This is a genomic window from Pseudomonas sp. XK-1, from assembly GCF_038069885.1.
Lineage (GTDB): Bacteria > Pseudomonadota > Gammaproteobacteria > Pseudomonadales > Pseudomonadaceae > Aquipseudomonas.
In genome coordinates, this window is the sequence record NZ_JBBPES010000002.1 from 138,942 (window position 1) to 159,414 (window position 20,473).

Here is a 20,473-nt window from a genome sequence, read left to right on the forward strand (position 1 = left end):
GTGTGCAGAGTAATATCAAACGCCGTATCGACAAAGCAGACAGTCCATCAACCGCTGGCTAAAGTCTACGCATCAGCTCGCATTACCGTTCCCTGCGCACATATCAACCATCGCCGACTACGACCTTATACCCCGCGCTACAGCCAGCTTGTAGCCATGCCCGGGCACCAATATTCTCCCCACCGGCCAACTGAACACCAACCCCAAGATGGGCAAAATCCCCGAGACTGGCATCGTGATCAACAGTTGCATTGGCATTGACGATAGCGCCCTCGCCAATAGCCGCGTCGACTCCCACCATCGCCAACGCCATGATCGCCGTACCCGCGCCTATAACAGCGGCAGTACTCACGCAGGCACGGGGATGCGCCACCGTTACCAGAGGCAGCCCAGCTGCATGAATGGCCTTAACGCACTGTTCGCGCACAGCATTATTACCAACCGCAGCTATAGCGCCCGCCACCGCAACTTTCAGCACAGTCAAGCCCGCTACATCGGACACAACAGGCCAGCCAAAGGTTTCGCACAACGCGGGCCAACGGTCATCGGCAAACGCGATCCGCTGCCACTCGCCACTCGCCACTCAGTAGCGCCGCCTCAGCAACAGCTTTGCCATGCCCGCCCGCGCCGATAATTAGTAATGTCAGCTCACTCACGACCCAGACTCTCGCTCACAGGTACGGCAGTTCAACTGCCAGCACCAATAGAGCAGCATAGGCAATCGACAACCTCAGCAAAATTAACCAACTCCACAGCTCCTGCAGAGCCACTCAGACTGCCTGCAGCTAGAGCACACCAAGGACCCAACTCTGTACCGAGAAAGCTATTGCGCAGCAATATACCCATGGACATCGAGGATTCTCATCATGATGGTCCATCGACCAATCCATCAGGTTTATTCCGCTCAGGCAAGCCTGCCTGCAAATAAAGCGCAAGCAACAACAATGGTGCATAAGCGATGATAATTGCCATGTGAGCAGACAAAACCCCGATAGCAAGCAATAGCGCCATCGGCAAAAGCCAGACTACATTGATAACACAAACCGCCAGCGTAACTGGTGCATGCTTCCCAAAAGCCCGGGCAGCATGCTGATATGCATGCTCACGGTGTGCCTGGTAAAGCCTCTCCCCTCGGGCCAATCTTCGCGCTAAGGTCAACGTGGCATCGGTGATAAAAACGCCCAACATGATTAAGCCACACCACAACCAATCAAGATTCACCCAGCTACCAGCCAGCAAAAGCGTTGCCAAGGTTCCACCGAGAAAATAACTACCAGAATCGCCCATAAATATTCTGCTCTTAGGGAAGTTCCATAGAGCAAAACCGGCAGATGCCGAAGCCAAGACCGCAAGCATAAAGCTCAATCCCTGCTCCCAATGTGAAACACTGCTAATGATAAGTAACCCAACGCAAACGGTTACAGCCTCAAGGCTAGCAAGCCCATTGATACCGTCCATGAAATTGTACAGATTGATCATCCAGACCATATACAGCAACCCAACTACTACCCCCAACCAGCCGGTACCCAACGGAATACCCCCAAACATTATGGGCGGCACGCCTGAAAGCATACTTAAGGCTAGGAACGCACCAAAAAACTGCGCGCCGAGACGAGGCAAGGTAGAAAAAAATACACCTAAATCGTCAAGCCAACCGATGAAGGCAAACCAAGCTCCCGCAACTAACACTGCCTGCCACTCTGCCGGTATGGCATCACCGCTACTCCAAAACCAGAGTGGTCCAACAACAAGAACTGTTAATGCAATAGCAACTCCACCTCCACGCGGAGTCGATACAGAATGTGAACTGCGTGCATTAGGTACATCGAACAGCGCAAAACGAAGTGCAAAACGACGATAAGTCATGGTCAACAGGAAAGATAAAGAAAAAGCCCCCACTAACAAGAACAATGCCAAAGTCATCGCCCCTCCTCGCGGAAAGCCAAAGCAGTTTCGATTAAGGCTTGGCGAGGCTTAATCGGTGGAGACCACTCGAGCAACTCCTGGGTGCGCCCAATATCGACCGCTAGCGAGCGTGACAGTTTTCGATATGCAGGCCACACTCTACCCAACAAACCATCTGCGCGCATTGGCAACCGCAATAATACTGGCGTATGGCCTAAAGCACTGGCTAAAATCGTAAACAATTCTCCGGTCGAAAACGACTCTCCATCTCCGGCCAACAACACCTGATTCCCAGCCGCCGGATGAGTTAGTACCACCACTAACAGATCCACTAAATTCTCGACCGACACCAGAGTCCGCACATTCGACTGAGCGGGCACGGGAAAAGGTAAACCGCTCTGCGCCCAACTCAACAAACTGCGAAAGTTAGCCTTGACCCCGGCCCCATAAACCAATGGCGGCCTGATGACGACGACCTCCATCGCCATACGAGATGCCAGTTCGAACAGTCCTTTCTCCGCTTGATATTTGGAGTACGCATAAGCGCCGCACGGGTTTGCTGCGCTCACTGACGTAAAACTCTCACCCGACTCGGTTTCCTCGCCATTCACCTTGATAGTGCTAACAAACACAAATCGCCTCACACCAGCATCGGCCGCTTGCCGAGCAAGTTGTAAGGTGCCATGTGCATTGATCCGCGCATGATGATTCATAGCTATCGGAGATTCACCATCCGCACCGTGAACGGCAGCGGCGAGATGCACCACTACCTCAACTCCAGTCAAGCAGGAACTCCAATCTGCAACAGTGGCAAGGTCAATCAAACAACTATCAACCGCACCCTCCCGTTGCCTATGTGCGCAAACTACTTGATAGCGCTCAGGCTCATTCTCTAGCCGTTTACACAAAGCCCGACCCACAAAGCCAGTAGTACCAGTCACCAGTATTTTCATTATTGTTAGTACCGAGTGAGAACACCGCAAAGGGACAATAATATTTGAAGCAAACAACAATCGAGTTGGTTGCAGAAGCTCAGCGCAACACGGCTATTGCGCTGGGGCAGGTCCAACTGTTAAATCAACATAGTTTCCACATAACGGCCGCCATCACGTCCAGCGAGCACTTCCAGTTCAAGCGCCTACGTGACCTAATTTTCAGCCCGCGGGCAATGGCTCCAACTGCTCCTAGCTGTAAACAGAAAAGTCCTAGCCCTTAGGGCAGGTCTCGACGGCTTAGAGGCCTGCCGCGGAACCTGGGGCTGCGCAGACCGTAAAAGTATTACCCCAGCTCCTAGTGTGCGTACCACCGTGGCAGACCGTTCCAAAGCCCTCAATGCTAATAGTCGCCGCTGGTAAATACAATCGGAGAATACCTAGACTAGGATATAGCCCGAACACACTAACCAATTGCGAGGAGGACCATTATCTTGAGAATACTTTCAGAATAGTCGAGAGAATAATTTTTATATCCGTAATAAAACCCTGCTGGTCTACATACGCAAGATAGAAGCGCTGCTTGATGGGGAGCACAATATCAATATACGCTTGACGTGGATCATCATAGCCTGCCAGCAACTGATTTTCATCGACCATTTCAATCGACGCCCAGTCAGTTATTCCTGGCCTTACTGACAACACCTTATCGCGCACCGCGGAAGGATAATAATCAATAAACTCTTGGACTTCAGGCCGCGGCCCCACAAGACTCATACGCCCAATCAACACATCGATCAACTGAGGAAGCTCATCAAGCTTGTACTTGCGCAGAAAAAGCCCTGAGCGAGTGATCCGGCTGTCAACACCAACAGTTAAGCGACCGGACTGTTCAGCATCAACTCGCATAGTCCGAAATTTATGAATACGAAATGGCTCACCAAAGCGGCCAACACGTACTTGTCTGAAAAAAATCGGCCCAGGAGAATCTAGCTTTATCCAGAGCATAATCAACAGGAACGCAGGGAATAAAAAAATCAAGCCTATTCCCGAGCCGAACAAATCAAATACTCGCTTAGACATCCTGCAGCACCTTATGAATAGCATTAATTACATGCTGCTGATCTTCCTCGGTCATGCGTGTATAGAGTGGAATGGAAACCTCTTGCTCGAATAGTTTCTGTGAAACGGGAAACATATCTGGAGTAAGCTTACAGCTTTCTCGCCAATAAGGATGTAAATGCAGAGGAATGAAGTGAACAGAACACCCCACTCCCTGCTCAGACATTTTCACAATGAACTCATCTCTACTAATACCGGCTTCAGGTAACAAACGCACAGGATAAAGATGACGAGCATGGATATCGCCAGCCGGTGCATGGCAAGGCAAAATAACCGGCAACCCCTCAAGCCCCGCATCATATACCAACGCCATTGCTTCACGCTTCAGTTGAAAACCCTTCAGCCGACGTAGTTGATGAATACCCATGGCTGCAGCCACATCGGTCATGTTGTACTTGAAACCAGGTGCAACCACCTCATAGAACCAGGCTGGCGAAGTTGACACATAGCGATCGAAAGCGTCCCGACTGATGCCATGCAAGCGCATTATGCGACACCGCTTGGCAATCTCCGGGTTGCGAGTCACAACCATACCACCCTCGCCCGTGGTCATGGTTTTGTTGGCATAGAAGCTAAAGACAGTCACATCTGAGCTCAAAGTACCTATATTACGTCCTGCCCAGGTAGTAGGCAGGGCATGCGCAGCGTCCTCCACAACCTTCAGTCCGTGACGTTGTGCAATCGCAAGCAAGGCATCCATATCACAACTCAAGCCTGCAAAGTGCACAGGCATAATTGCGCGAGTACGCGGGGTTATTGCCGCCTCTACAGCCAGGGGATCGATATTAAAATTTTGATCAAGCACATCCACCATTACCGGGATTGCGCCGAGATAGCGTACTACCTCTGCCGTTGCAGTAAATGTGTAACTTGGCAAAATAACTTCATCGCCTGGCTCAATACCAATAGCCTCTAGCGCCAAGTGCAGGCCTGCCGTAGCCGAGTTGACAGCTATGCTCTCAACATCACTACCGAGGAACGCCGAGAAGTCCTGTTCGAACTGTCGAGTCTTAGGACCAGTAGTCACCCAACCGGAACGTAGGGCAGACACAACCTCTTGAATTTCTTCCTCACCGATTTCTGGCAAAGCGAATGGGATAAACGCTGTTGTGCTCAAATTGTAACCCACCTATATTTTAAATTTGGCATTAAGTAAAATTGATAAAAAATTAACTTGACCCATTAACACTCATTGCGACTGACTATTTTTAACATATCGCAACATTGCACGACTGGCTCCTTGGCAAAATCTAGACTCAACAAAATATCCATTATTTTTATAGAACTTGTTGACTCGATCATTTCCAGCTTCGTCAGTGGTCAGATAGACGAACCCTACTCCACGGGAAAACGCTTCGCTCTCGAAGTCATGAAGAAGCCTTTTACCAACGGACTTACCAATAACATCGGGGCACACGCCAATACTGCTCAACAGCGCCCCCCCCTCCAAACCTGCTGGCTTATCACCACGGTAAAAAATAGCTGAGCGTAATTTTTGAATAACTATCGCGGGATGACGCAACAATGCAGGCAGAGCCCACAAGAGAAAAAATATCGCTCGACGTCGACGCAGCTCTGAAAAGAACTCGTCAGGAGCACTGGTCCCAGCGGCAAACCCCATGACCTCCCCCTGTTCTTCAGCTACAAAAAAAATACCACTGGGATGACTTAAAAAGCCTCTATACATCTCGATCAAGAACCTCCTCCCCAGGCTTGTCAAAAAAAAACCAGGGAAGGCAGCAAGGTGCACGCTTGCCACAGCATCAATATCACGCTCATCTGCAAATCTTAACTTCATAAACTATCGCCTCGATAGATAAACTGCCTGGATTGTCTACTGATCAGTTTTGCAGGTCTTTCAATAATGAAACGATCTTGCTCACACCTCGACCCCGTGACATTTCAGTCTCATAAAACCGCCGGCCATTGCGTCCCATTTCTTCCCATTCATTGCGTCTAGATAGCAGTTCTATAATCGCTGACTCTATGCTCAAGATATCGTCTGGCTCCGCACTCACCCCGGCCTCTGCATCACAGATAATCTGATTTGCTTCCCCTCCAACCGCCATCAAAATGGGCTTTTGCGAGCTCAAATACGCCTGAATCTTGGAAGGTATCGTAATTTTAAATAATGGTTCGTCTCTTAAGTGCACAACAAGAACATCTGCTTGGCTCAGATATTTTTTTATTTTCTGGGAAGATACATAACCAAGAAAAAAGATATTCTTCGCACCTATTGTACGTGCATGACTGATCAGCTCGTCCTCTTCAACACCCGACCCTATGACGACTAAGCACACAGACTTTTCTGCGCTATTGGAGAATGCAGAAATGACATTTTTAAGCGATTGGGCGGCACCTAAGTTTCCCGCATAGACAAATGTATGATCAAAGCCCTGGGGCAATAGACGTTCTTCTCGACCGTCAATAGTTACAGATTCGTCGGCATGCCAATTGTATACAACAACAATCTTGTTTGCCGGTACACCCCGATCAATCAATACATTTTTATACCCATCTGACAACACGACAATCCGCGTCGAGGTCTTGTACACAAAATTGCAAATCTTATTGATCCCACTGTATACAAGACCTTTACTCTGCGTGCCAGTTGCCGCAAGCGCGTCAGGCCAAAGATCTTGCACGTCGGTGATAAAGGGCGTACTGCTGACCTTCTTGAATACCGAAGCAATAAGCCCTGTTGTCAACTGAGGATGGTACGCATATATAACATCGGGCTTACGAATTATCGCAGCTGCCAAAAATGCACTGACCATAAATGATGCATAATTCAACGCTCTCGAAAGCTTCGATCGGGAGTGAGAGATATAGGAAAACACCCTGATGACCCTCACACCACCATGCATTTCAATTTGCCATGGCTTTACTTTATATCCGGGAAATATTTTACCCGTCGGATAATTTGGAAAGGTCGTAATAACATCTACTTCAAAGCCCTGTTTTTGCATCTCCTGCAAAAAACCGAGGCCTTTTATTGAGTACTCCGGATCAAATAATTGACTTATAAACAAAATCCGCATTTAAAATTTCTTCCACACCACACGATTTATATAGTCGGTGTAACTATGAATAATCCGTACCACTTTGTCTGCGACATTGGGCATGCTGTAATCTGCCACCAGACGCAAGCTACGATCACCACCACGTTCCTGGCTTTCCAGGATCTGCAGCGCCTGCATGACACGCTCAACCTCCAGCCCCACCATCATCACCGCAGCTTCTTCCATGCCTTCCGGGCGCTCATGGGCCTCACGGATATTCAATGCCGGAAAATTGAGGATTGAGGACTCTTCATTGATGGTGCCACTGTCCGACAGCACCGCCTTAGCGGTGAGCTGCAGCTTGTTGTAGTCCTTGAAACCCAGCGGTTTGAGCAGGCGCACGTTTGCATGAAACTGCACGCCCATGGCGTCCACGCGCTTCTGGGTACGCGGGTGGGTGGAGATGATCACCGGATAGCCATAATGCTCAGCCACGGTATTAAGCACCGCGACCAGCTTGAGGAAGTTCTGGTCGGAGTCGATGTTTTCTTCACGGTGGGCGCTGACTACAAAAAACTTGCCTGCTTCTAGGCCTAGGCGCTCTATTACGTCCGAAGCTTCGATACCATCACGGTAGTGATTGAGCACTTCGAACATTGGGCTACCGGTCTTGATCACCATATCTGGCGGCAGGCCCTCGCGCAGCAGGTAATCACGCGCGATAGTGCTGTAAGTCAGATTAATATCGGCCGTGTGATCGACAATCCGGCGGTTGATTTCTTCAGGCACGCGCATATCGAAGCAGCGGTTGCCAGCTTCCATATGAAAAGTCGGGATCTTGCGACGCTTGGCTGGAATCACCGCCATGCAGCTATTGGTATCGCCCAACACCAGCAAAGCCTCGGGTTGCACTTCAGCCAGCACACGATCCACTGCAATGATTACGTTACCGATAGTCTCGGCACCTGAAGCACCGGCGGCGTTAAGAAAGTGATCCGGTTTACGAATACCCAGATCATCAAAAAAAATCTGATTCAATTCATAGTCGTAATTCTGACCGGTATGCACCAGCACATGATCACAATGCTCGTCCAGCTTGGCCATGACCCGCGACAAGCGAATAATTTCCGGGCGAGTGCCTACCACGGTAACAACTTTCAGCTTTTTCATTGCAAATCCTTGTTCAAAGCGACTTAGGCTTCGGTACCAACTGGACGAGTGAAGGTGTCTGGATGCTCACGGTCGAAAATCTCGTTTGCCCACAGCATCACGATCATTTCCTCATCGCCGACATTGGTGATGTCATGGGTCCAGCCGGGTACTGTCTCGACGATTTCCGGTTGCTCACCATCAGTGAACAACTCATAAAATTCGCCCGATACAATTTGGCGAAACCGAAAACAGGCCTTGCCTCTGATGACCAGAAATTTCTCGGTCTTGGAGTGGTGGTAGTGTCCGCCACGGGTAATGCCCGGATGAGCGGTAAAGTAGGAAAACTGCCCGGAGTCTTTGGTCTTGAGCATTTCCACGAACACGCCACGCTGATCGCCATACTTTGGTACTTCATAGGTGAAGCGCTCGGGCGGCAAGTAGCTGAGGTAGGTGGAATACAATGCTCTCACCAATCCAGTACCAACTGGCTCGGTAATCATCGACGCCCGACTGTCACGGAAGGTATGAAGTTGCTTAGCCAGCTCGCCAACGGTAATGCTGTACTCTGGCGAGACACTTACGAAGGACTGACCAACCCGCTTACCCTCCATTACTGCCATGAAACTCTCAATTACATCGTCAATGTACACAAGGCTGATGCAGGCTTGGGGATCATTGATCTGTATCGGTAAATCACGCGCAATGTTGTGGCAAAAAGTCGCAACCGCCGAGTTGTAGTTCGGGCGCGCCCATTTGCCAAACACATTCGGTAAACGAAATAAATAGACCGGCGATCCATGCTGGGCAGCCAGCGCCTGCATGGCTTCCTCAGCCCCACGCTTGCTGATCCCGTAGGGGTTGTTCAGCTCCGCCTGGATGGATGAGGTGTAGAGCAACGGAGTCTGACGGCCACTAGATACAATCGCGTCGCAGAGCGCACGAGTTAGATCTGTATTGCCGCGCTTGAATTCACCAGGGTCTTCAGGACGATTGACCCCTGCTAAGTGGAAAACAAAATCCGCCTGGGCCACCAAGGCCGGCAGCACAGCCATTGGGTCATCGCGAGTGAAGCGGAGCACCTCAACGTCGCTGCGCTCACCAAGGTGAGCCAGCAAGTTTTTGCCGACAAAGCCATCGGCCCCCGTGATCAGCACTTTCATCGCTTACTCCTCGGCCGCAACGTGTTCGCCACGCTGAATGGCGCGCATGAAATCCAACTTAAGGAGCAAGCGCTGCATACCTTCAACATCCAAGCGTTCTGTGTTGTGTGAGTTGTAATCTTCAGTGCGGGAAATTTTCTCCTCGCCCTGCTCCACGAACTTGGAGTAATTCAGGTCTCTTAGGTCTGGCGGCACACGGAAGTACTCACCGCGATCCTCGGCACAGGCCATTTCCTCGCGACTGAGCAACGCTTCGTAGAGTTTCTCGCCATGACGGGTGCCGATCACTTGAATCGGATGCTCAGGTTTGTCGAGCATCAGTGTCAGTGCCCGCGCCAGGGTCTCCACTGTAGCGGCAGGAGCCTTCTGAACGAAAAGATCACCATTGTTGCCGTGCTCGAAGGCATACAGCACCAAATCCACAGCATCGGCCAGCGTCATCATGAAACGGGTCATGTTCGGGTCGGTCAACGTCAGCGCTTTGCCCGCGCGGATCTGCTCGATAAATAGCGGGATCACCGAACCACGTGAGGCCATGACGTTACCGTAACGAGTGCCGCAAATTACTGTTTTGTCGTCATCAGCATTGCGCGACTTGGCAACCATGACTTTCTCCATCATCGCCTTGGAAATACCCATGGCATTGATGGGGTAAACAGCCTTGTCAGTACTCAAGCAAACCACCCGTTTGACGCCATTCTGGATAGCCGCCTCGAGCACGTTCTCAGTGCCCAGCACATTAGTTTTCACTGCTTCCATCGGGTGAAACTCGCAGGATGGTACCTGCTTCAATGCAGCGGCATGAAAAATGTAGTCCACACCGCGAGTCGCATTCAACACGCTGCGGTAGTCACGCACATCACCGATATAGAACTTCAGTTTAGAGTTGGCATACTGCTTGCGCATGTCATCTTGTTTTTTCTCATCGCGGCTGAAAATGCGAATTTCATCGATATCAGTATGCAAAAATCGCTTAAGAACTGCGTTACCGAATGACCCCGTCCCGCCAGTTATGAGTAACTTTTTACCGTTGAACATATAAACATCCTCACCAAACTGAATCATGAATATTTTTAAGCTGACGCCTGCAATTTAGCAAGTACACTAGCCAATTCCTCAACCGAATAGACTCGCATGATCTGATCATCGGACAACGAGGGCAACATATGCTCGACATATCCCCTGTCGCGCGGATCCGTCAATATCGCTATGGGTGTTGAATTGTTATAAATCGCCTCCACCAATACCGTGGACTTCCTAGCCAAACAAATCTTGTTCGATATTGAAGAATCAAAATCACTGACGAATGTTATTTGTTCGGCATAGTGTTTGTAATTCGCCACATCATCCTTAGGGTGAAGCTTGACGGCTATGTCATAACCTAAACCAAGCAAATCACCTAGTATTGAGAGGTTTACGTCCGCCCCTCTGGACTCGGGAAAAAAAACTATTCCTTTGACGGGTGCAACCACCTGGTGACGCGAGAACATTTGCTGTGCAACATCCTTGTCATAGACAAACACCTGTGCGCCCGCATACAAATTAGATAAATGCTGCCGCGCATGCTCGGTCGTGCAATAGAAAACGTCGCCAACCAATCCCGCCGGGGTTTTAAATGCATATTCAATACCATGCGGTACGCATACGCAGCGCACTTCATATTTCCTGCACAAGCGCTTCTCAAGAATTGCGAAGCGATCCTCCTTGTTTCCGGTGTAGTACGTATCAAGGCCACTTCGTTTAATCAACAAGTCTAGGTAATACTCGAAGGTGCATTTATGAGCGATTCGCTTCGAAAAATAATAAAGAGCAAAGCCCCCCCCCGCCCAGCCCAGTAACTTTCGAGAATCATTCGCCACCCTGAAGTAATCTCGAAACGTCAGAATCGGCACAATCAGCAGAGAAAGTATTCTTTCACTCACTGTCCCGAAGCCATAGAGCGACGCGACAGCGGGCTGCTTCTGAAGAAGGTCGTCGTAATAAAAATCCACTTTCCCCGAATCACTCAAAAAGCGCATTTTGTCAAAGGCCGCCGGACTACGGACAACTGAAAATTCAGGCGCGACCTCAGCCAGCCTTCTTTTTCTAGTAAGCAGTGCCAGCCCTGGAAGAACAAACGCACTAAGCACAACTGCAAAAAAAGATACGGCATACAGCAGTGTCCCTAAAATATAGAAACAGGCCAGATCAAGAAGCCCCACATAAAGACCTTCTTTTTTGGCTGCTACTACAGCACTTGACCACTCGCCCTTGTAACGCTTGAGCACAACACGCTCACTATTATTCGCCTTAAACAGCGAAGCAATCTCGAGCACTCTTAAGTAGAAGTGCATGAAGATTTCATTGATATAGTCAGAGGACCAAGACACACCACCTGCAGCCTTATCAACTTCCTCAACGAAGTCTTTGGAGTAACTAGCTTCCAAGTCATTATTTTTTGCATCCGGGTCAACTAACCGCCCAGAACGCATATACTTAGCCGCTTCTTTCAAAGCAAATATCCTTACAAGCACAACTCAGAAATAGAATTCACAAATTTTAATTTCTTTCCTTCAAAATAGCTTTCAGCTCCTGAAAACTCACTCCATTCTTTTACAAATATGAAATCCAGGCCCGCACGTGTAGCCGCCTCGTAGTCGTACTGACTATCTCCAATGAAGAGTCCTACACCAGTTGTTAATTTTCCTGCTACCTCTCTATGCAAAATCAAGTCTTTACTATCAGGACTACCAAAGATACCTCCGTCAAAAAAACGCTCTAAGCCACGCAACGAAAATATCTCTCGCAGCTCAGCCTGATCTCCTCCGGAGACGATAAACCATTTGGCATGCTGGCTCTGACTACGTAGCTCCTCCAATCCATCTGCTATATTACAAGACAATAGCCCTTGCCTTACTTTAATAGCGAAGTCACTCAATAAAAAATCTAACTCCTCCTGAACAATATCGACTTTCAGTATGTCGGTAAAAAAATATTCATACTTCTTATAACGTGAGACTCCACCATTTCTCACATGATACTCAACCAAAGCCCGCGCATAGCTCTCACCATACGAACGCGCTGATTCATAAAACGCATCAGTTTTAACTTTATTGGAATTAAGAACTACACCGTCACAATCAAAAATAATTACATCATAGATACTTAAACAGCCCATACTAAAAGCCTCTAAAGAAAATCGCGCTCAATTAAATACAGCCACCGCCTGAAACATGCATAATCAAGCTGTTCCGCCAACTCTGGAAACCGCATTGTCACGCCCCAAAATCAAGTAATAAAAATATATCACCACAGGAAACTCAACTCTCACCAACACCCCTTCCATCAGGCCATATGCCATTATTGACACCATGAAAGAAAATTCCAGGCTGCTAAAAACCCCACAACTTGCCCTAAATAATAAGCAGAGAAACAACAAAACACCTATAGGACCAATAGCAAAATACGCTAATATATAAGAATTATCCACCCTGTACCCATCAGAACTAGAACCCACTATAAAATCGTAAGCCCCCAAACTACTTATAAAATCATGAAAATCAATCGGCCTATTACTGAGGGCTAAATTTAAAAAATCACTCTCATTCAGTGTCGCGATATAAAATGAACCAATAAAAAAAATAATTGGAATCAAAAACATTAATCGCCTAAAACGCGTCAGGGATGGAAAACATGCCAATCCTGCAAACAAAACCAGCGCATACAGCGCAGTTCTAGAGTCACTATAAACAGCAACAACAACAAAAGGAATACAGATCAAAAACAGTAAAAAGTTATTTCGCCCAAACAAATACAACGCAGACAACACAATAAAAGAATAGGCAACAATGCCTACTTTATTAGGATTCGTAAACCCAAAGTAATAGCGTGCTCGCCCCCCCAGCACCACTGGCTCAAGGCTAACCCCGTTAACAAACAAGTATACAAGATACAAAAAAACAACCAAAAAACCTGATACTAACGAATAATACAAAAAGTCATCACGCCCAACTCTTAGTGAGTAAAAGTAAAACAACACGACAGCCAGATATACAAAATTTAGAACTATCACCCCACCATTTATCGAATAAAGCACTGAAGCATAAATCAAAAAAAATATAAAAAAGATACAACTCCGTAAATTAAAACTAATTGCCATAAATAAACTACTGGCGACACAAAAGACCAGAACAAAAGCCCTAACAAACAACTGAGCCCCACCAAGAAGTTCAACAGCCACACCAAAAACGTAGCTAAAAAATAATAGAAAAATCGGAATAAACACATGCCACTTAAAATATTTTAGTTTCAAGGAAAATCCTTTACATCGAGCTATAAAAATTCCATCCTAACAACTTATACAGAAATATTTTTCCGTAAGGCATCTTCAACAACAAGAACGTCCTCAGGTATATCCACCGCCAAACTTCCCGGCTGGGTCTCAATCATGCGAATAGAGGTTCCCCACTCAAGAAAACGCAGTATTTCAATATCTTCGCTTTGCTCCAAGGTGCTTTTTCGCCCGAACTCGCTGTACTTCAGCAGGTCTTCCCGGCTAAAAGCATAAATACAGACCTGCTTATAATAAGTTGCAGGCTGGTTCTCTTTACTCTTGAAACCCGGCAATGCTTGGCGCGACATATACACCAACTGGTGGGCTTCAGTAAAAATAACTTTGGGAATATTGACGCTATGTGGATCTTCTCCAACGCCTAGCGGGCAATAGCCATTGATGACGTCATTCGGATAACGCTTTTTGAACGCCAGTACATTCAAAATATCTTGCGGATCAAGTAATGGCTCATCCCCCTGGACGTTCAGGTAAATATCCGCATCAATTTTAGCAGCGGCTTCGGCCAAGCGATCAGTACCCGTCAGCGCTTTATCGCTGGTCATAATCGCGTTAAACCCTGCCTCTTCTACAACGTCGGCAATGCGTTGATCTTCAGTAGCAATGTACACATCCTGTTTCGGCAGTGCTTTTGCACAGAGTTCTGCGACCCAAAGAATCATGGGTTTGCCCAGCAGTGGCACTAACGGTTTACCCGGAAAACGTGACGATTGGAAACGTGCCGGAATGATGATGACAGTTCTCATAAACTTGAACTCTAGGCTAGGCATTAAGTGAATAGACGGAGGTACTGTTCAGCTCATACAGCGTCGGTGTAATGGCCAATAGCGGTAGAGCCCCTGCCGCCGCCTGATAGGCATGAAAGATCTTGTCGGCTTCCTGCCGGCGCGGGTCATCTGCACCATATCCATCAAAACCAGCCAGATAAATTGATTTAGCCTGGCCACTGGTAGCAATCGCCAAGGCATAGGCAATCACCAGGGACGTCGGCAGTTGGGCGAAGTTCTGGTGAAAAGCGAAAGCATCAGGCTGGACGCTCAGGCCAAAGTCCAGCAGTTGCTTCCCCGCAAGCGCCGCCTGTACATCTTCCGGCAGCATCGACGCCGGAGTTGCCAAAGGCTGCGGTAGACGCGCGTGCTCATCACAATCGGCCAGCAGGCGTACCGGGTGGCAGGCTGCGCGAATGTCGATGAGTTCATCATCCAGGCTTTTTTGCGTGTTCAGTGCTATGACAAAAGGCATTTTCTGGCGAATGAAGCTTTCCAGTGCAGGGCGGTGTGCCTGCACCCCGGGCCCAGTCCCTAGTATCAGAACATCACGCCCCTTGATCATGTCTGCGGGGTTCCAACTGCCTCTCGGCTCGCCACGGAAGAAGTGTCGAGCCGCCTCCAGCGTGGTCAGGTTGAATTTTTTGCCTCCTTCCGTTTTCAGGTGATCGATTACCGCGAGTATGTCTTCCTCGCTGTAGCGACTGTCACCAAGCATCTCCTGAATATACGAGGGGTGAATACCGTGTTTGCCGGCCAAGTAGTAATACGGGTTACTGCCCCAGCCGTAATGAGCCTGCATTGGCTGGAAGTGCTTGCGGATCACCCCCAACAAGGGGGTGATATTGGCTGTCGGGCTGCGCTGGGCTTCGAGGGCGAGTACCAGGTATTCGGTTTTGACATTACCGGGGCCACGCCCCATACCTGTAACAGTGCCGTCCACCCACGTCACGCCAGCCTCAACCGCAGCCACCGAGTTCGCTAATGCCTGGCCCATATTGTCATGTGTGTGAATGCCCAAGGGGCCCGACCAGCCCGCTTTAAAGGCTTCCACCACCTGGCGGGTATGTGCCGGGCTCATGCTGCCCATGGAGTCGGCAAAATAAAGTGCATCCAAGGGATAAGCACTGGCCATTTTTGCTAGTTGGGTTATATCCTCAAGCGCCCGATCGGCAACCTGCATCAGATTGAAGCCGACGGTGTAACCTTGCTCTTTTAGCCAAGTGGCCGCAGGCAACGCTTTTTCAAACTCATGAACATGGCAGGCGATGCGAACAAGCGTAACCGGCGACTCCGTTGCCGCGCAAAATAAACGCTGCAAGCTTGCGTGCAGACCATCGTGGGTGCCTAGTATTTCACTGGCGTTGATCATCACCCCCAACTTCAAGGCTTGCGGAATCGATAGGCTACGGATGAAGTTATCGGTGGTGTAGGCACAACCGCCTTTGAAACCTTCGCTATTAAACGAACGAAGCCCTAACTCGACGTAGTCCGTGCCGATGCTTTGCATGGCCTGAAGATAGTCTTCAATCAGTTCTTGGGAAAAGTCCCAAGCGTTATAGTAACCACCATCACGCAGGGTACAGTCTAAAAGCACGACAGGTTTCATTAGAATAATCCCCTCAACTAAATGGATGGCCGAACATTGCTTTGTGCTTAATTCTGAGCAACAACTTCAGATCCCGATCAAACCAGTCCATCATATAATTTGCAAAAAATGTACAACTCAAGGTGGCAATTGCCGCCCCTTTTATACCGTAAATCGGAATTAACAAAAAATTCAAACCAATATTGAGCACTGCTGCCAACGCTGTCCTCAGAGCAAACTTTCTTTCCATCTTTTCAACATTGAAGTAGCGTGCCGAAACAGACCCCATGGCAGCAAATACCGCTGTCCACATTATGATATCTACGACAGGGGCAGAGTCCCGATACTCTTCGCCAAATGCCAAAACCATTAACTGTTCGCTTACCAGAGACACTGCAACGGCAGCGAAAACACTCAGCCAGATGACCAACCTGAAAAGTTGCGTCATCCGCGTATGATAATTTTCCTCATTACCCTGTTTTAGCTTAACGATGGCGGGCAGAAGCGAAACAGTAATGATCGCCGTTACGATAGCCCACGCTTCATAGATCCTCACGGCAGCGGAATATATCCCTACTTCATGCAAGCCGAGCATATTTCTGATCATTACCTGATCAATGCGCATATATATCTGAATAGCAACAGCACCCAACACTAATGGCCAGGCACTTCTAAGCATCTGCTTTGCATCCGGCCAAGAAAAATATTTTAAAAACCCGCAACCCTTACCGCCGATTGCCGCGAAAATGAATACTATGCCCAATACTGCATAATCCATTAAAAACGCAACAACAAACCATATCAAATCCGCCTGAATAAAAATCAGATAGAGTTTTACAACTGACACCAAGAACAATGCAATAGATTTACAGATCGCCGAGTATTTGGCCTTTATTTGTGATTGAAAATAAAAATCCACAACCAAACAAGAAGTAAATATTGTACTGACCGCAATAATACTCGCATAAATCTTTACACTCACAAGCTCAGCAGTGTTCCATATCACGGCACCAACCAATGTATAGCAACCCAACGCGGCAACAACCATCATCCAAAAGGCAGTGCCCATTAACAGCTGCTCTTTTTCTGGCGTACTGACTAACTCCCGCACCAAAATAGCATCCATCCCCAAACGGGAAATGGCTATCATGAACGTCGCAATGGCTAATACATAACTCAGTACACCGAAATCTTCAGGCCCGAGATATCGGGCAATATAGATCCCAACAAAAACCCCAGAGAGAATGCGCAAAAATTGTTCAGCCATCATCCAGGATGAATTGAAAAAATAACGCCTAAAAGAGTCATTTTTAAACAATTAATATTAATCCAATTTAAACATACGCATTGACAGGGCTTCACACACCGACCCAACTTGACTTTTGTCATAAAAATAATGCGCACCAATGTTAGTAAACATCTAACCTAGCGCGCGTTATTTTCATCACAACGTTGCTTACTTTTCGCCTTTCCACCATATCAACAGGCGCGCACCGTCGTCGGCACCTTCACGATTCACCGAGTTATAGGCAAAAGCGATATCAACACCATCCTTTGAGTAAATCATGCATGGATCGCATTTATCGCTCTTGGTCTTACTCTCAGAATACCCTTGAGCAATCATTACGGCCCTCGTTTCTTTTGAGAGTGCCTCTACTGACTGATCAAAGGAGTATGTAATCGAACCTACATGTGCACCAGATTCATCTTTCTTACTGTTGTCAAAAAGCGGTTTTTTACCAAAATCGACACCTCCCCCCGGAAAGTATATTGCTGTAGTGCTGCCATTTGTTTTCAGCTCAGTCGCACCTTGCTCTACCGATGAGTTATCGCAACCCGCAAGCACAGCAAAAAAACTACAAATTAACGTCTTTTTAAACATCTTTTTCTCCATTTTAAAAACAAAATACATACTTGGCTGTGCTTCCCTGAAACCAGCTCTTCCCCTTGTACAGCCAAAGACCAGTGCTAAGTGCAAGCCTTCAACAAGGCTTGGCCTCATTCCACTTGATGCCAGAAACGCTACCGCCCCAGGATTTACCGTTGGTTTCCTGAGAACGTCGCAATCATCAAATTTTGCTGGCTTAGCAGGGTGCACACCCTTGTTCACAGCCAGTGTCGAGGCTTATTCAGTTTTTAACGATGTTCGCCAGCGGCATGCTGATCTGTTGCTGGCGATTGAGCATATTGAGCAACAGCAGCACACGCTGCTCGCCATCCATAGCCACGAAGATGGCCTCCAGCTCGGCAAAGCCGCCTTCGGTAATGCGTACACTGTCCCCGGCTTCAAGGGCCGCTTTAACGGGGGCAGCCGTGCGTTGTTGCAGCTGCACGATCAAGCTGTTGTCGAGCCGCAGCGGCATGCCGCCAAAAGCCACTACGCGACTGACCCCACGGGTTGAACGCAGAGGTGCCCAGTTGGCATCAGCTGCCAGTTGAATAAATAAATAACCGGGGAACAGCGATTCGACGACGGCCTGCCCACGGCCGCGCACAACCCGCTCGCAGCAATGCTTCGGTCGATAACAGACATAGCCTTGGCGCACCAGGTGTTCTTCTGCGCGCTCATCCTGGCGGGGCTTGCAGTGCACGAGGTACCACGCTGGGGCAGGCCCTTCCATGCAGGGGGTATTTGCAACAGGTACATTCATATACGTAACAACCCTGCCGATGCGACACCTGCCTCACCGACCGTTCACTCCTGTTTGCAACTGGCTATTGAGCCGGAAGCATGATCCGTTCCCATCTGGTCAGACGCGAGGGGAGTCCAGAAAGGATTTTAGGCCATAGAGGCCTCATTGATGTGTGTTGCCAGGTGACGGCCTGTGGGATCGCCTAGAGTTCTGGATCACCAGCAAGCTAGTCCTACAAAAACGGACATTTTCAACACCCATGTGGGTCACAAGCTGGCTCCTAAAGTGAGGCATCGTTAACACCACTGGGGATTAATAGCTCCAGGTTACGTTGGGCTTGCTTGTAGAGCGCCTTTAGGTGCTCGCCAAGCTCCCCTTTGGCCCTGGCCTCGCCGTGTACGATCCGTACTTGCTCAGGCCAGCGGCGCATGCCTGTTACAAAGCGCAGCAAGCCTTGCTGATCCGCATGGGCCGAGTAGCCGCCTATGGTATTGATTTTGGCGGCAATCTTATAGCGCTCTTGGTCTAAATCCACATATCCGCCCCGTGCACCATATAGCTGGATCGCGTGGCCGGGTGTGCCTTGGGCCTGATAACCAACAAACAGAACGTCATGCCGGGGGTCATGCAGCATCGCTTTTAGATAATTCACAATTCGACCGCTGCTGCACATCCCGTTCCCGGCAATCACAATGGCCGGACGAGCGGTAGAAGCCAGATGGCGCACCATCGCCAAATGGGCCTGGTGGCTATCGACTGTGAGTAATTGCTCGAAGCCCAGCGGGTTGCGGCCCTGCTTGACTCGCTGCAGTGCCTCGTTATCCCAGAAGGGTTTCAGCTCGCGATAGACCTGGGTAAAGCGGGTGGCCAGGGGAGAGTCGAGAATGATGGGGAGTGTGGGCCAGTCGATTTCTGGCTGGTCGTTATTATTGGCGCGACCCTTAACCTCGTCCCTCACCCCTAGCCCCTCTCCCGGAGGGAGAGGGGGATTAATCGCGGCTTTGTTCGCCTGTCCTTTGCTGAGGGTATTGAGTTTTTTGCTGTGGATGATGTCTTCTAGCTCGTAGAGCAGCTCTTGGGTACGGCCGATGCTGAAGGCGGGGATCAGGACTGTGCCGTTATTGGCCAGGGCTTGCTCTATAACGCTTTCCAGACGCTGCCGGCGGGTGCGGCGGTTTTCGTGCAGGCGGTCGCCGTAAGTGCTTTCTATGACCAGAATGTCGGCACGGTAAGGGGGCTTCGGTGCCGGTAGCAAGGGCGCATGGGGGGCACCCAGGTCGCCGGAGAAGACAATGCGTTTCTTCTCTCCGCGGGCGGGGTAATGCAGGTCGATTTCCACATAGGCCGAACCGAGGATATGCCCCGCGCGCTGCAAGCGAATACGACAGATCAGCGCCTCGCTGTCATGCAGGGTGAACCAGGCGTTGTAAGGCAACGCAATAATGCGCTGCTCGATCAGCTTTATATAACGCTCGACCTGTTTCTGATCACGACTGAAGCCGAGCTTGAAGGCATCTTCCAGGACGATGGGCATCAGCTTGGCCGATGGCTCACTGCAGAGGATCGGCCCTTTAAAGCCGGCAGCCACGAGATAGGGAATGCGCCCGACATGGTCGATATGCACATGGGTCGCGACCAGGGCCTTGATGGTATCCAGCGGGAATTCGATGGCTAGGCGATCAGCTGCGGACTTGCCATCGGCCGAGGTTTCAGCTCCCTGAAACAGGCCGCAATCGATCAGCAGGCTGTGCTGAGCATCCATCAGCAACTGATGGCAGGAACCCGTCACACCGCCCGTGGCCCCATGATGCAGAATTTCCGGGTAGTCCATGTTATCGATCTGCGTCAGTCCATTAACTATTCCAACAACCTGCGTGTTGCT

General features: G+C 49.2%; 20 protein-coding genes. All 20 read right to left on the reverse strand.

Features of this window, described 5'->3' with window-relative positions:
• Positions 1 to 103: 103 nt before the first annotated feature.
• Positions 104 to 583 (reverse strand): PglD-related sugar-binding protein, encoded by a 480-nt coding sequence (locus tag WMW70_RS06340; protein WP_341436672.1) that lies wholly within the window; start codon positions 581 to 583, stop codon positions 104 to 106.
• The gene (locus tag WMW70_RS22050) at positions 543 to 656 is read right to left on the reverse strand and encodes a PglD-related sugar-binding protein (RefSeq protein WP_445942114.1); all 114 of its coding nucleotides are present in this window, start codon (positions 654 to 656) and stop codon (positions 543 to 545) included. The genes WMW70_RS06340 and WMW70_RS22050 overlap by 41 nt, the downstream gene beginning before the upstream one ends.
• A gap of 208 nt (positions 657 to 864) precedes the next feature.
• Positions 865 to 1,923 carry an MraY family glycosyltransferase gene (locus tag WMW70_RS06345; RefSeq protein WP_341436673.1) on the reverse strand — a complete coding sequence of 353 codons (1,059 nt, stop codon included), beginning with the start codon at positions 1,921 to 1,923 and terminating at the stop codon, positions 865 to 867.
• The gene (locus tag WMW70_RS06350) at positions 1,920 to 2,858 is read right to left on the reverse strand and encodes an NAD-dependent epimerase/dehydratase family protein (RefSeq protein WP_341436674.1); all 939 of its coding nucleotides are present in this window, start codon (positions 2,856 to 2,858) and stop codon (positions 1,920 to 1,922) included. Before WMW70_RS06350 ends, WMW70_RS06345 begins: the two co-directional genes overlap by 4 nt.
• Before the next feature lie 468 nt (positions 2,859 to 3,326).
• Positions 3,327 to 3,920: a sugar transferase gene (locus tag WMW70_RS06355; RefSeq protein WP_341436675.1), complete on the reverse strand. Its 594-nt coding sequence runs from the start codon at positions 3,918 to 3,920 to the stop codon at positions 3,327 to 3,329.
• On the reverse strand, positions 3,913 to 5,076 hold the full coding sequence (locus tag WMW70_RS06360) for a DegT/DnrJ/EryC1/StrS family aminotransferase (protein ID WP_341436676.1): 1,164 nt from the start codon (positions 5,074 to 5,076) through the stop codon (positions 3,913 to 3,915). Before WMW70_RS06360 ends, WMW70_RS06355 begins: the two co-directional genes overlap by 8 nt.
• A 72-nt stretch (positions 5,077 to 5,148) precedes the next feature.
• The gene (locus WMW70_RS06365) at positions 5,149 to 5,757 is read right to left on the reverse strand and encodes a GNAT family N-acetyltransferase (RefSeq protein WP_341436677.1); all 609 of its coding nucleotides are present in this window, start codon (positions 5,755 to 5,757) and stop codon (positions 5,149 to 5,151) included.
• A 43-nt stretch (positions 5,758 to 5,800) separates the two neighbouring features.
• Positions 5,801 to 7,000, reverse strand: coding sequence for a glycosyltransferase family 4 protein (locus WMW70_RS06370; protein WP_341436678.1), 1,200 nt, complete (start codon positions 6,998 to 7,000; stop codon positions 5,801 to 5,803).
• Positions 7,001 to 8,131 (reverse strand): non-hydrolyzing UDP-N-acetylglucosamine 2-epimerase, encoded by a 1,131-nt coding sequence (gene wecB / locus WMW70_RS06375; RefSeq protein ID WP_341436679.1) that lies wholly within the window; start codon positions 8,129 to 8,131, stop codon positions 7,001 to 7,003.
• Positions 8,132 to 8,154: 23 nt separating this feature from the next.
• Entirely contained in the window at positions 8,155 to 9,273 is a 1,119-nt protein-coding gene (gene wbjC / locus WMW70_RS06380) for a UDP-2-acetamido-2,6-beta-L-arabino-hexul-4-ose reductase (RefSeq protein ID WP_341436680.1), read from the reverse strand.
• 3 nt (positions 9,274 to 9,276) lie between these two features.
• Positions 9,277 to 10,311 (reverse strand): polysaccharide biosynthesis protein, encoded by a 1,035-nt coding sequence (locus tag WMW70_RS06385; RefSeq protein WP_341436681.1) that lies wholly within the window; start codon positions 10,309 to 10,311, stop codon positions 9,277 to 9,279.
• A gap of 35 nt (positions 10,312 to 10,346) precedes the next feature.
• A complete protein-coding gene (locus WMW70_RS06390) occupies positions 10,347 to 11,765 on the reverse strand; it encodes a hypothetical protein (RefSeq protein WP_341436682.1) in 1,419 nt (472 codons plus the stop codon).
• A gap of 11 nt (positions 11,766 to 11,776) precedes the next feature.
• On the reverse strand, positions 11,777 to 12,430 hold the full coding sequence (locus WMW70_RS06395) for an HAD family hydrolase (protein ID WP_341436683.1): 654 nt from the start codon (positions 12,428 to 12,430) through the stop codon (positions 11,777 to 11,779).
• Between the two features lie 63 nt (positions 12,431 to 12,493).
• Entirely contained in the window at positions 12,494 to 13,564 is a 1,071-nt protein-coding gene (locus tag WMW70_RS06400) for a hypothetical protein (protein ID WP_341436684.1), read from the reverse strand.
• A 44-nt stretch (positions 13,565 to 13,608) separates the two neighbouring features.
• Positions 13,609 to 14,349: a 3-deoxy-manno-octulosonate cytidylyltransferase gene (locus WMW70_RS06405; protein ID WP_341436685.1), complete on the reverse strand. Its 741-nt coding sequence runs from the start codon at positions 14,347 to 14,349 to the stop codon at positions 13,609 to 13,611.
• Positions 14,350 to 14,365: 16 nt separating this feature from the next.
• Complete coding sequence (locus WMW70_RS06410) at positions 14,366 to 15,979, reverse strand: aldolase catalytic domain-containing protein (protein WP_341436686.1); 1,614 nt, start codon at positions 15,977 to 15,979, stop codon at positions 14,366 to 14,368.
• A gap of 13 nt (positions 15,980 to 15,992) precedes the next feature.
• Complete coding sequence (locus WMW70_RS06415; RefSeq protein ID WP_341436687.1) at positions 15,993 to 17,225, reverse strand: flippase; 1,233 nt, start codon at positions 17,223 to 17,225, stop codon at positions 15,993 to 15,995.
• A 189-nt stretch (positions 17,226 to 17,414) separates the two neighbouring features.
• Positions 17,415 to 18,068, reverse strand: coding sequence for a hypothetical protein (locus tag WMW70_RS06420; RefSeq protein WP_341436688.1), 654 nt, complete (start codon positions 18,066 to 18,068; stop codon positions 17,415 to 17,417).
• 19 nt (positions 18,069 to 18,087) lie between these two features.
• On the reverse strand, positions 18,088 to 18,579 hold the full coding sequence (gene rfaH / locus WMW70_RS06425) for a transcription/translation regulatory transformer protein RfaH (protein ID WP_341436689.1): 492 nt from the start codon (positions 18,577 to 18,579) through the stop codon (positions 18,088 to 18,090).
• A gap of 292 nt (positions 18,580 to 18,871) precedes the next feature.
• Complete coding sequence (locus tag WMW70_RS06430; protein WP_341436690.1) at positions 18,872 to 20,422, reverse strand: MBL fold metallo-hydrolase; 1,551 nt, start codon at positions 20,420 to 20,422, stop codon at positions 18,872 to 18,874.
• Positions 20,423 to 20,473: the final 51 nt, after the last annotated feature.

Bases quoted from the DNA above. Each gene is read 5' to 3' on its own strand.
- WMW70_RS06345 (WP_341436673.1), bottom strand. From the start codon at position 1,923: ATGACTTTGGCATTGTTCTTGTTAGTGGGGGCTTTTTCTTTATCTTTC.
- WMW70_RS06350 (WP_341436674.1), bottom strand. From the start codon at position 2,858: ATGAAAATACTGGTGACTGGTACTACTGGCTTTGTGGGTCGGGCTTTG.
- WMW70_RS06355 (WP_341436675.1), bottom strand. From the start codon at position 3,920: ATGTCTAAGCGAGTATTTGATTTGTTCGGCTCGGGAATAGGCTTGATT.
- WMW70_RS06365 (WP_341436677.1), bottom strand. From the start codon at position 5,757: ATGAAGTTAAGATTTGCAGATGAGCGTGATATTGATGCTGTGGCAAGC.
- WMW70_RS06370 (WP_341436678.1), bottom strand. From the start codon at position 7,000: ATGCGGATTTTGTTTATAAGTCAATTATTTGATCCGGAGTACTCAATA.
- wecB (WP_341436679.1), bottom strand. From the start codon at position 8,131: ATGAAAAAGCTGAAAGTTGTTACCGTGGTAGGCACTCGCCCGGAAATT.
- wbjC (WP_341436680.1), bottom strand. From the start codon at position 9,273: ATGAAAGTGCTGATCACGGGGGCCGATGGCTTTGTCGGCAAAAACTTG.
- WMW70_RS06385 (WP_341436681.1), bottom strand. From the start codon at position 10,311: ATGTTCAACGGTAAAAAGTTACTCATAACTGGCGGGACGGGGTCATTC.
- WMW70_RS06395 (WP_341436683.1), bottom strand. From the start codon at position 12,430: ATGGGCTGTTTAAGTATCTATGATGTAATTATTTTTGATTGTGACGGT.
- WMW70_RS06405 (WP_341436685.1), bottom strand. From the start codon at position 14,349: ATGAGAACTGTCATCATCATTCCGGCACGTTTCCAATCGTCACGTTTT.
- WMW70_RS06410 (WP_341436686.1), bottom strand. From the start codon at position 15,979: ATGAAACCTGTCGTGCTTTTAGACTGTACCCTGCGTGATGGTGGTTAC.
- WMW70_RS06415 (WP_341436687.1), bottom strand. From the start codon at position 17,225: ATGGCTGAACAATTTTTGCGCATTCTCTCTGGGGTTTTTGTTGGGATC.
- rfaH (WP_341436689.1), bottom strand. From the start codon at position 18,579: ATGGAAGGGCCTGCCCCAGCGTGGTACCTCGTGCACTGCAAGCCCCGC.
- WMW70_RS06430 (WP_341436690.1), bottom strand. From the start codon at position 20,422: ATGGACTACCCGGAAATTCTGCATCATGGGGCCACGGGCGGTGTGACG.